This window comes from Dehalococcoidia bacterium, from assembly GCA_030648205.1.
GTDB lineage: Bacteria > Chloroflexota > Dehalococcoidia > JAUSIH01 > JAUSIH01 > JAUSIH01.
On record JAUSIH010000060.1, the window covers coordinates 16,623 to 27,252 of the forward strand.

The following is a 10,630-nucleotide window of genomic DNA, read 5'->3' on the forward strand; positions in this document are numbered from 1 at the left end:
GTGCCCGTCCTGCTACAATAGCCCGCGTTCCAACTGAATATTTGCACAGTTGCAGGGGAAGCCGGTGAGACTCCGGCACTGTCCCGCAACGGTAATTCGGCCAGTGGGTGGCCGATCAGTCCGATCGACTGTCTGTGCAAGGAGCAACAGCCTTCGAGGAAAGGCAAGGGTCTCAGGACAGACTAGTCCCGTTATCCCTCGCCGTGAAGGCGAGGGATTTTTGTTCACCTCGCCATTGAAGGCGAGGTTCTTTTGTTTATTGGACAAAAGGGGAGGAGTTTGCAATGAGACAAACACAGACTGTATGCTTGGTCTTTATTGGCCTCCTGGCCGTCTTGGCGGCAAGTTGTGCCCCCTCGCTGGCGGACACTCCAGCGACACCCACCAGGTTGTCAGCTCCCCTTCCAGCGGCCACCCCAACCCCACCTTTGGCAACTCAGCAGCCCCAGCCAGTCGTCCTCACACCTAAGAAAGGAGGCGCTTTCACCTACGGCAGCCAGCTTCGCCAGATTGACCACGACCCGCACGCGTCCGCCTCCATCCTCTTTGACTGGGACCTAGTAGCAAACGGCCTTCTGGACATGGACAACGACACTCAGGCCCCCAAGCCGGACCTGGCCGAGCGATGGGAAGTGAGCAAGGATGGGAAGGTCTACACCTTCTACCTGCGCAAGGGAGTCAAGTTCCAGAACGTTGACCCGGTGAACGGACGCGAGCTGACCGCGGACGATGTTGTGTACAGCTTCGAACGTATCCGTACTAACCACCCACGCTTCATCCGCCGAAGCCTCTTCAGCGATGTGGTCGCCATCACGGCGCCGGATCGTTACACCATCCAGTTCAGCCTGAGGGAGCCGCTCGGCCCATTCCTCGTCTACGTTGCCAGCAACTACAACAAGGTTGTTGCGAAAGAGGTCGTGGACAAGTTTGGCGACCTTCAGCCCAAAGAGTCCACCATCGGCACGGGGCCGTACATGGTCAAGACGTGGCGCGACCCCCTGTTCGCCGAGATGGTACGGAATCCTGATTACTGGGACAAAGACCGGCCAAGTCTGGACGTGGCACGGTTCCAAGTCATTGAGGATGACATTACACGAGTCGCAGCGCTGCGCACGGGCCAGATTGATGTGGCGCCTCGTGTGCCTCCCAGCGCTTACGAGTCGGTCAAAACGAGCACAAACATAGAATGGGACCGCGAGGCCTTTCCGTCAGCGATACAAATGATGTTCCGCCTGGACCGGAAGCCCTGGAACGATGTGCGCGTCCGCCGGGCGGTCCACCTAGCCATCGACCGCGATGACGTGATAAGTGGCGCACATGAAGGCGCGGCAGTGATATCAGGGCCGCTGCCACCACTCGTCGTCAGGTGGGCGGCACTCCAGCCCGACGAGTTGCGCCAGATGCCCGGTTACCGCCAACCCAAGGGTGACGACATAGCAGAGGCAAAACGACTTCTCGCCGAGGCAGGATATCCTCATGGCTTTGAGGCGACCATGCCTGTCTCCGATTACTCCCCGCTCGTGAATCTCCGCCCTCCGGAAGTGATCCAAAATCAACTACAAAAAATAGGAGTCCAACTGAACTTCAGGAAGCTGGAGCAAGCCGCATATATCGGGGCCGAACGTCGAGGTGACTTCGAAGTCATTGTCCGCTCCATAGGCAGCGGAGACATAGAGCCTGATGCTTATCTTAGTCCTGTTTACACAAAGGAAGGCTCACGCAATCCCGTGGGTCTTTACGACCCCCGACTGGAGGACTTGCTTCTGCGCGGCAGGCGTAGCCTAGACAGAGAGGAACGCAGACGTATCTATCGGGATGCACAGTTGCTCATAATAGACCAGGCTTATCGGGCATACATAGATGAACCTTTCTTCTACACAGGGAAACGGAAGTCCGTGCGGAACTATAACGGCCAGTGGACCTTCGACAACCGCCAAATCGTTGATGTCTGGTTGGACAGATAAGCCCCGCGCCTTGACAGGGGCGTGCCCGTCCTGCTACCATTCTGCCCAGTCCCACAAGCGCATAGCGCACAGACGCAGGGTAAGCCGGTGAGAGTCCGGCGCTGTCCCGCAACGGTGATTCGGCCAGACGGCCGATAAGTCCGGTCACCTGCTCGTGCGAGAACCCATCCGCCTTCGAGGAAAGGCCAGGGCCTGCGGACGCCCCGAGTCCGTTCTCCCTCGCCGTCAAGGCGAGGTTTTTGTTTTTCTGGAGGTCATCGTGCAACGGCGCGTCAGTTTGGTGGAGCGCTACGCCCTGCCCCCGCGGGCGATCGAGGAGCGCAGCTTTCAGATTATCGAGGGGCTACTGCCGCGCCTGGACTGCTCCCGCTCGGAGCGGCAGGTCATCGCGCGGATCGTCCACGCCGCGGGCGACGCGGACGTGGCGAAGGCGGTGCGCCTGCACCCGCGCGCGCTGGAAGCGGCCACGGCTGCCCTGAAGGGGGGCGCGCCCATCTACACCGACGTCCGCATGGTGGCGGTCGGCGTCAGCCCGGCCCTTCTGAAGCATTGTGGGTGCGAGATATACTGCGTCATAGCCGACCCCCAGGTGGCGGCTCGCGCCCGTGCGGAGGGCACGACGCGCGCCATCGCGGCCATGCGCCACCTTGCGCCGAAGCTCACGGACGCCGTCGTCGCCATTGGCAACGCCCCCACGGCGCTGCTGGCGCTGCTGGACCTGGTGGATGCGGGCGTCGCCCGCCCCGCGGCCATCGTGGGGATGCCCGTGGGCTTCGTCGCCGCGCCCGAGTCCAAGGCGGAGTTGATGCAGCGCGACATCCCCTACATCACGGTGGAAGGCCCCCGCGGCGGCAGCGCCATGGCGGCCGCGACACTGAACGCGCTGCTCCTGCTGGCGCGGGACGGGCCGGGCGGCTCGCCGGTCTCAATCTAGCTGGAAATCCTGGAAGGAGGAAGGTCATGGATACTCTTATTGGCGGAGTCCTTCGGAACCCCACGGCCGTGCGCACCGGCGGCCTCATAGGCGTCGTGGTGCTCGGCTTCTTCGTCCTGGCGTTCGACCAGGGGCAGGTGCTCAGCGCGGTCATGGGGAACGTAGCGTACCAGCAGAACTGGCTCCACGAGTTCTTCCATGACGTCCGGCATACGGGCGCTTTCCAGTGCCACTAGGGATTTCCAGACGCGCTCCCGAAGCGGGGCGCGGTCTATAGTCGTATGGGTTCAGCGCCTATCCAATAACTGAGCATTCACAGAGAGTGCAGAGAGGGCGGACTCCTCTCTGTCGGGGGTCTGGGGGTGTCCCCCACCTTCCTTTCTTTCCTCCCCCGCTCCCTTGCCAAGGGAGCGGGGGATACAGGGGGTGAGGGTTGTGGGATAGGCTTTTAGTCGGTCAAGAAACGGGAGTCGCATATGCTTACCGGTATGACTGCATTCAAGGCAGCGGTCCTGGCGGGGCTTATCACTGGGCTCCTCGTGGCGGTCTTCCACTCCGTGTTCACTGAGCCGGTCATTGACCGCGCCATTGCGCTGGAGGAGCAGGCGGCCGCCGCACGTGGCGGGCACGAGGAGCAGCCCGTGGTCTCCCGTGATATCCAGAAGGGCCTTGGTCTGTTCTTGGGCTGGGGCCTGTACGGCGCCCTGGCCGGGGTGGTCTTTGCCGGCGTGTTCACGCTCGCCCAGGACAAGCTGCCGGGCGACGCCCCCTGGCGCAGGGGCCTGGCCCTGGCCGGGCTGGCCTTCCTCGGCGTGGCGCTCCTCCCGTTCCTGAAGCACCCCGCTAACCCGCCTGGCGTGGGCGACGCGGACACTCACTCTTTCCGGGTCACTATCCAGCTCGTGTTCCTCGCCCTCTCCGTCGCCGGAACGGTCGGCGCCGTGGCGCTGCACCGCGCCCTTGCCGGGCGGCCCGCGACGCCCCGATGGATCGCGGGCTGGCCCGTTGCGCTGGCGGCATTCGGCGTGTACGCGGCGGCCATCTACCTGCTGGTGCCGTCCAATCCCGACGTGGTCAACGCCCCTCTGGACATGGTGACGACGTTCCGGGCGCTGTCGCTGGGGGGGCTGGCGCTCCTCTGGGCCGCCCTGGGACTCCTCTTTGGCATCTTCTCCAGCCTGCTCGCTCCACGGACGGCCCTTCCACGGAAGGGGGGCGTCCTGTCGAACCAGATGAACGCCGTGCCGTAGCGGTCGCTGCGCGCGCGGGACCGGACGAAGGGGAGGGTACACACGTGACGGTGGCCGTTGTGCTGTTGGGCCACGGGAGTCGCCGTGGCTCGCACACGGACATGGGCCTTCAGGACGTGACGCAGCGCCTGCGGCAGCGGATGGGACCTGACATCCCCGTCCGCATGGCCGGATGGGAGTTCACCCAACCCAGCCTCGCGGAGGCGGTGGGAGACCTTGTCCGGCAGGGCGCGCGGCGCGTTCTCGTCATGCCCTATTTCCTCTTCGACGGCAAGCACGTGCTGGAGGAGATACCGGAGGAGATGGAGCGGCTGCGCGCGGCGCACCCGGGCGTGGAACTGCGCGTGACGCGCACGCTGGACGTGGATGCCCGAATCGCGCAGCTCGCGGCGGAGCGCGTCCGGCGCGCCCTGGGGAACGACAGCCCCGGCCCGGATGTGGGCATCGTCGTGGTGAACCGGGGCAGCAGACGCAGGTACAATCCCGGCGACCACCTGCGTCAGCTCACCGCCATGACGGCGGAGGTCGTGGGCCACGGGGTGCGCGCCCACCACGCCCAGGCCGAGTACGAGCACCCCACCATCGAAGAGGCGGCGGAGGCGCTGGCCGCGGCGGGAGCGCGGACGCTCGTCGTCCTGCCGTACATTCTCTTCCCCGGCAAAGTGCTGTACGATAACATCCTGCCCGCCGCGCGCCGCGTCCAGGCGCGTTTCCCGGCGCTTTCCGTGCGCATGGCGGTGACCCTGGGGGTTGACGACAGGATGGTGGACGTGGCGTACGAGCGGCTGCGCGAGGCGGGCCTGCCCGCGTCCGCGCTCGCGACATAACGGCTCCGCGTCGAGCTCATTTCAGAATAGCAGCGGTCCAGCTTTACGCGGGAGGTTCAGGAGAGCGGCGCCCTCCTGACGGGGGTTGGGGGGTGTCCCCCCCGCCCTGTTTGTATAGGTGGGGTGGGGACACCCCAGCCTACAAGAACTCTCCGGACAGGCACGAGAAAGTCACCCGCGATGGTCCAGGCCAATAACAAGAACGCCCCTGAGCCTCCGGAGCGCAAGCGTGGCGGCCTGCGCCGGGGCTACACCACGGGCGCCTGCGCCACGGCGGCCGCGAAGGCTGCGGCGCTCGCCCTGCTCACCGGCGCGCCCGTCGAGTCCGTCGAGATAGCGCTGCCCATCGGCCAGAAGGCGACGTTCGCGCTGCACCGCTGCGCGCTGGACGGCGACCGCGCGGAGTGCTCCGTCATCAAGGACGCGGGCGACGACCCCGACGTCACGCACGGCGCGGAGATATGCGCGACGGTCGCGTGGGCGGACGAGCCCGGAGTGCATCTGGAGGGCGGCTCCGGCGTGGGCGTCATCACCAAGCCCGGCATCGGCCTGCCCGTCGGCGCGCCCGCCATCAACCCGGTGCCGCGCCAGATGATAACGTCGCACGTGCGGGAGGCGCTTGGCGAGCGGCTCAAGTCGCGCGGCGTCACCGTCGCCATCTCCGTGCCGAACGGCCAGGAGATGGCCAAGAAGACGCTGAACGCGCGACTGGGCATCGTCGGCGGCATCTCCATCCTGGGCACGAAAGGCATCGTCATCCCCTACTCCACGGCGGCGTACCGCGCCAGCATCTCGCAGGGCATTGACGTGGCGCTGGCGAACGGGGCCGACCACGTCGTGCTGACCACGGGCGGCAAGAGCGAGAAGTTCGCCATGAAGATACTGCCCGACCTTCGGGAGGAGGCCTTCGTCCAGATGGGCGACTTCGTCGGCTTCTCCCTGAAGGAGTGCGTCAAGAAGCGCGTCCGGCAGGTCACCATCGCGGGGATGATAGGTAAGCTGTCGAAGCAGGCCACGGGCACGATGCAGACGCACGCCGCCGGCTCCGAGGTGGACATGTCCATGCTGGCGGAGGTCGCGGCGTCCTGCGGCGCGCCGCCGAAGGTCGTCGAGGACGTGCGCGGCGGGAACACGGCGCGGCACTTCATGGAGATGATGCTGGCGAACAACCTGCCGCAGGCGTTGCAGGAGATCACCCGACGCGCCGCGCAGGCCGCGTGGGACCACGTCGGCGGCGCCATCCCCGTGGAGTGCATCATGACCGACTTCGACGAGGGCGTCGTGCTAGGCCGCGTGCGGCTGGAGAGCAAAGGGACGGCGCAGGCGAGTAGATGATCACGCTGTCATTCCAAGTCCTTCCCCCAGGCTGCCGCGGCAGGAGACCCCTCGCGGAGTCTGTCCTGAGCAAAGCCGAAGGACTCGGGGTGACATCTCAATACTCACAGTGGTGAGCATGACAAACGTACCAGACAGACCAACGGCAAGCGCACCCTGGCTCCTCGGCATCCCGGACGCCGAGTTCCACCAGCGCACGCCGCTCAAGGGCCTCATCACGAAGGCGGAGGTGCGCGTCATCGCGCTCGCCAGGATGCGTCTGCGCGAGGACAGCGTCGCGTGGGACATCGGCGCGGGGTCCGGCTCGGTGAGCATCGAGGCGGCGCTGCTCGCGCGGCGCGGCGCGGTGTACGCCATCGAGAAGAACGCGGAGGACGCGGAGAACGTTCGCAGGAACATCCAGAAGTTCGGCGTCGCTAACGTCCACTTGACGGTCGGCACGGCGCCGGACGGCCTCGACGCCTGGCCCGACCCGGACGCGGTGTTCGTGGGCGGCACGGCGGGCCGCATGGAGGCGATTGTGCAGACGGCGTGCCGTAGGCTGCGGCCCGGCGGGCGGCTCGTGGTGGACTGCGCCACGGTGGAGAACCTGGCGGAGGCGATGTCCAGCCTCAAGGCGCTGGACATGGAGATAGACGCGACGCTGGTGAATATAGCGCGGAGCAAGGACGTCATCGGGCTGACGCGCTTCGAGGCGCTCAACCCCGTGTTCATCGTCACGGCGTGGCGGAAGGTTGAGCCGCAGTGAGAAGCTGTTCGAGAAAACGCCTCTGGCCTCTTACCGTCTTTCCGGCGCACAGCTTGCCCCGTATCGGGTACAGGGCAGGAATCCAGTGTCGCCCATTCGTCATTCCGGCGTACGCCGGAATCCAGCGTTCCCCCGCGCTTCTCTGGATACCGCCTTCCGCCGGTATGACATGGAATCGGGAACGTATTTCCAAAACAGGACACCGGCATCAGGGGGAGCGTTGACACATGATACTATACATAGTATCATGTGTCTGTCGGCTTAGATAAAGGCAGAGCAGTGGCTACTCTTCGTAAACTTGTTGAGCGTTTCCTGGCAGAGCCGCCAGACGTCACCTTTATCGAAGTACAAACGTTATTGAACGCATTCGGCTATCGGGAACGGCCCACAAAAAGCAGTCACCACGTCTTCGTACAGGCTGGGCGCTCGATCATTACCGTGCCCACGGTGGGCGGCAGGCGAGTGAAGCGAACGTACGTCAGGACGATCAATGACCTCCTGGAACTGGAGGAATGGTATGAAAAAGACGAGTGAGCATAAAGACCTGGAATACTACATGGCCCTCCGCTACCCCGTCACCGTACACCAGGAACCGGACGGCGGGTTGGTCGCGGAGATCGGAGAGCTTCCCGGGTGCATTACCCAGGCGGAAACGCTGGCGGAGCTTCTGCCGATGATTGAGGACGCGCGACGGGGGTGGATTGAGGCGGCTATTAACGAGGGGCAGGACATTCCGCTTCCGCGAGATATGGCGGGATTCAGCGGGCGCTTCGTCGTGCGGATGCCGCGGCGGCTTCATCGGGAGCTAGCGGAGGCTGCGGCGCGAGAGGGCGTGAGCCTCAATCAGCATATCGTCGCTCTGCTCTCGGAAAGGCACGCGTCACAACAGGTGCTGGCGCGGCTGGACAAGGCATTGGCCTATGTGCAATCCCCACCCAGCTTGCGCTACAAGATAGCCGAGGACCCCCTGCCCCTCGCAAAACAGACGTCGAGGAGGGCTGCATCATGACGCAGCCCAACGAAGGCCACATCGGACGGCTGTACGGCGTCGGCGTAGGGCCCGGCGACCCGGAGCTGCTGACGCTGCGCGCGCACCGGCTGCTCACGCAGTCGCCGGTGGTCTGCGTGCCCAAGCGCGGCCTCTCGGAGGACGGCTACTCGTGGGGCATCGTCAAGGGCTTCCTCGACGAGGCGAAGCAGGAGGTGCTGCCCCTGGAGTTCCCCATGACCAAGGACTTCGCGCTGCTCCGGGGCTACTGGGAGCGCGCCGTGGAGGCTATCTGGCAGCGATTGGCGCAGGGCAAGGACTGCGTCTTCATCACCGAGGGCGACCCGATGGTGTACAGCACCTTCGTCTACATCTACCGGACGATGCGCGAGAAGCACCCGGAGGTGGACATAGACATCGTCCCCGGCGTCAGCTCCATCACCGCGTCGGCGGCGCGCATCGGCGTGTCGCTGGCCGACGGCGACGACCGCATCGCCATCCTGCCCGCCGTGTACGAGGACGAGACGCTGCGCGACGCCTTCCAGAAGTTCGATACGGTCGTGCTGGTGAAGGTGAACCGGATGATTGACCGGCTGGTGGAGATTCTGGAGCCTCTGGGGCTGGTGGACAAGGCCGTCTTCATCAGCAAGGGCACCTCCGGCGAGGAGGAGATCGTGCGGGACATCCGCACGCTGCGCGGCAAGAAGCTGGAGTATATGTCTCTGGTGATTGTGCGGAAAGGCGGCAGCCATGAGCGATAACCCCGCGACGCTGGTGTACTTCATCGGCGGCGGGCCGGGCGACCCGGAGCTGCTCACGCTGAAGGCCGTGCGCGTGCTGGAGCGCGCGGACGTGGTCATCTACACCGACTCGCTGACCGACCCGCGCATCACCCAGTTCTGCAAGCCCGGTGTGGAGGTCCACGGCAGCGCGGGCATGGCGCTGGAGGAGATTGTTGGCATCATCCTGAAGGCCGTCGGCCAGGGTAAGACGGTGGCCCGCGTCCACAGCGGCGACCCCTCCATCTTCGGCGCGGTGCTGGAGCAGGTCGCCGCGCTGGACAAGGCGGGAGTGCGCAGCGAGGTCATTCCGGGCGTCAGCTCTGTCTTCGCCGCGGCGGTGGCCCTGGGCGTGGAGCTGACGGTGCCGGAGGTGTCGCAGACGGTCATCCTGACGCGCGCCGAGGGCCGGACGCCCATGCCGGACGGCGAGAAGCTGCCTGACTTGGCCCGCCACCAGGCGACGCTGGTGCTGTACCTCAGTTCGGCGCTAATCACCAAGGTAGTGGACGAACTGCTGCAGGGCGGATACCCGCCGGAGACACCCGCCGCGCTGGTGTACCGGGCGAGCTGGCCCGACCAGAAGATCGTGCGGGCGCCCCTGAAAGACCTGGCGGCCCGCGTGCGCGCGGAGAAGATCACGGCGCACGGCATCATCATCGTCGGCAGGGTGCTGGACCCGGCGCTGCGGGAGAGCGCGCCGAAGTCGAAGCTGTACGACGCCTCGTTCACGCACAGCTTCCGCGTGGCGAAGGGCCGTCGCGGCGCCGGCCCGACCAGGAAGGCGCTGGCCCGCAAGGGCAAGTGACGCCCGACGGGAGAGTGTCCGGATTTCCGCCATCTGCAAGCCCTTTTCGAATGCCACGGCAGGCGTTCCGGAGTGCGGCATGTCCTCATGACGGAAGGGAAATGAGGAGCCAGGGTGATGGTTAATCAAATAAAGCGCTTGAAAGTCCGGTTACAGAGGGCAAAAGACCGTCTGCTAAAAATTCCCGTAGTGCAGCTGATATCCCGCACCGCAGAGGGAGCAGACAATCACGATGCCACACAAAGAGCTGCCGGTGTAGCCTATTATGCAATTTTCTCCATATTCCCTCTACTGCTGGGACTCATTGCCATATTTGGCTTTTTCTTGCGTTCAGCAAACCTGCAAGACGAACTGCTAAAATTTGTCGGCAATAGTCTCCCCGGTGCTACCGATATCTTGAGGCAAAATATTGAGAGTATTGTAAAACTACGGGGTGCCGTGGGTGTGCTGAGCATAGTTGTCCTTTTTTGGAGCGCGAGTGAGATGTTCAGTGCGATAAACCTGGCGATTAATCGCGCCTGGGATATTCGCCGGATCCGCCCCTTCTACGTTAGAAAAGTCCGCGAACTGGGCATGGCATTAAGTACGGTTATTCTATTTCTTCTCTCCCTGGGAGCTAGTGCCATCATTTCGATTTTGCGCGGAGTATTTAACTTCCCTGTAGCGCAACTGATAATAGTAGACGTGGGTAGCAGGCTGGTAGCATTCCTTCTTATGCTGGCGGTCTTCCTGTTACTCTATAAACTCATCCCGAATACAAAGACATACTGGCGTTATATCTGGCCAGGAGCGCTCCTGGCCGCTGTCCTTTTCGAAATCGCCAAGACTTTATTTATTTTTTACCTTGCGAACTTCGCTAATTACCAACTTATCTATGGTTCTATCGCCTCTATTATTGTACTGCTCGTCTGGATATACTATTCGGCATTCATCATGATTCTGGGCGCGGAATTCACTTTCCAATATGCTCGCATGCGCTACTCGGTGACTGCGTCAT

At 63.8% G+C, this 10,630-nt stretch carries 11 protein-coding genes, 1 pseudogene and 2 riboswitches; all 12 genes and pseudogenes read left to right on the forward strand.

What is annotated here, in order from left to right:
- The first annotated feature begins 29 nt into the window (after positions 1–29).
- Positions 30–148: riboswitch (cobalamin riboswitch) on the forward strand.
- Between the two features lie 280 nt (positions 149–428).
- A complete protein-coding gene (locus Q7T26_07970; protein ID MDO8532089.1) occupies positions 429–1,964 on the forward strand; it encodes an ABC transporter substrate-binding protein in 1,536 nt (511 codons plus the stop codon).
- A gap of 38 nt (positions 1,965–2,002) precedes the next feature.
- A riboswitch (cobalamin riboswitch) is annotated at positions 2,003–2,135 on the forward strand.
- Positions 2,136–2,223: 88 nt separating this feature from the next.
- Entirely contained in the window at positions 2,224–2,898 is a 675-nt protein-coding gene (locus Q7T26_07975) for a precorrin-8X methylmutase (protein MDO8532090.1), read from the forward strand.
- A gap of 26 nt (positions 2,899–2,924) precedes the next feature.
- Positions 2,925–3,134: a CbtB-domain containing protein gene (locus Q7T26_07980; GenBank protein MDO8532091.1), complete on the forward strand. Its 210-nt coding sequence runs from the start codon at positions 2,925–2,927 to the stop codon at positions 3,132–3,134.
- Positions 3,135–3,374: 240 nt separating this feature from the next.
- Positions 3,375–4,148 carry a CbtA family protein gene (locus Q7T26_07985; protein MDO8532092.1) on the forward strand — a complete coding sequence of 258 codons (774 nt, stop codon included), beginning with the start codon at positions 3,375–3,377 and terminating at the stop codon, positions 4,146–4,148.
- Between the two features lie 44 nt (positions 4,149–4,192).
- Entirely contained in the window at positions 4,193–4,975 is a 783-nt protein-coding gene (locus tag Q7T26_07990) for a CbiX/SirB N-terminal domain-containing protein (protein MDO8532093.1), read from the forward strand.
- A 180-nt stretch (positions 4,976–5,155) separates the two neighbouring features.
- Positions 5,156–6,310 carry a cobalt-precorrin-5B (C(1))-methyltransferase gene (locus Q7T26_07995; GenBank protein MDO8532094.1) on the forward strand — a complete coding sequence of 385 codons (1,155 nt, stop codon included), beginning with the start codon at positions 5,156–5,158 and terminating at the stop codon, positions 6,308–6,310.
- Between the two features lie 118 nt (positions 6,311–6,428).
- Positions 6,429–7,058: a precorrin-6Y C5,15-methyltransferase (decarboxylating) subunit CbiT gene (gene cbiT, locus Q7T26_08000; protein ID MDO8532095.1), complete on the forward strand. Its 630-nt coding sequence runs from the start codon at positions 6,429–6,431 to the stop codon at positions 7,056–7,058.
- A 279-nt stretch (positions 7,059–7,337) separates the two neighbouring features.
- Positions 7,338–7,592: a type II toxin-antitoxin system HicA family toxin gene (locus Q7T26_08005; GenBank protein MDO8532096.1), complete on the forward strand. Its 255-nt coding sequence runs from the start codon at positions 7,338–7,340 to the stop codon at positions 7,590–7,592.
- A pseudogene (locus tag Q7T26_08010) lies at positions 7,549–7,926 on the forward strand (toxin-antitoxin system HicB family antitoxin). Before Q7T26_08005 ends, Q7T26_08010 begins: the two are co-directional and overlap by 44 nt.
- Positions 7,927–8,063: 137 nt before the next feature.
- Positions 8,064–8,807 (forward strand): precorrin-2 C(20)-methyltransferase, encoded by a 744-nt coding sequence (gene cobI, locus Q7T26_08015; GenBank protein MDO8532097.1) that lies wholly within the window; start codon positions 8,064–8,066, stop codon positions 8,805–8,807.
- Positions 8,797–9,633: a precorrin-4 C(11)-methyltransferase gene (gene cobM, locus Q7T26_08020; GenBank protein ID MDO8532098.1), complete on the forward strand. Its 837-nt coding sequence runs from the start codon at positions 8,797–8,799 to the stop codon at positions 9,631–9,633. The genes cobI and cobM overlap by 11 nt, the downstream gene beginning before the upstream one ends.
- Positions 9,634–9,750: 117 nt before the next feature.
- A partial coding sequence (locus Q7T26_08025) for a YihY/virulence factor BrkB family protein (GenBank protein MDO8532099.1) occupies positions 9,751–10,630 on the forward strand: 880 nt, incomplete at its 3' end.

Coding starts and splice junctions, on each gene's coding strand:
- cobM (MDO8532098.1), top strand. CDS start 8,797: ATGAGCGATAACCCCGCGACGCTGGTGTACTTCATCGGCGGCGGGCCG.
- Q7T26_07985 (MDO8532092.1), top strand. CDS start 3,375: ATGCTTACCGGTATGACTGCATTCAAGGCAGCGGTCCTGGCGGGGCTT.
- Q7T26_07980 (MDO8532091.1), top strand. CDS start 2,925: ATGGATACTCTTATTGGCGGAGTCCTTCGGAACCCCACGGCCGTGCGC.
- cobI (MDO8532097.1), top strand. CDS start 8,064: ATGACGCAGCCCAACGAAGGCCACATCGGACGGCTGTACGGCGTCGGC.
- Q7T26_07995 (MDO8532094.1), top strand. CDS start 5,156: ATGGTCCAGGCCAATAACAAGAACGCCCCTGAGCCTCCGGAGCGCAAG.
- cbiT (MDO8532095.1), top strand. CDS start 6,429: ATGACAAACGTACCAGACAGACCAACGGCAAGCGCACCCTGGCTCCTC.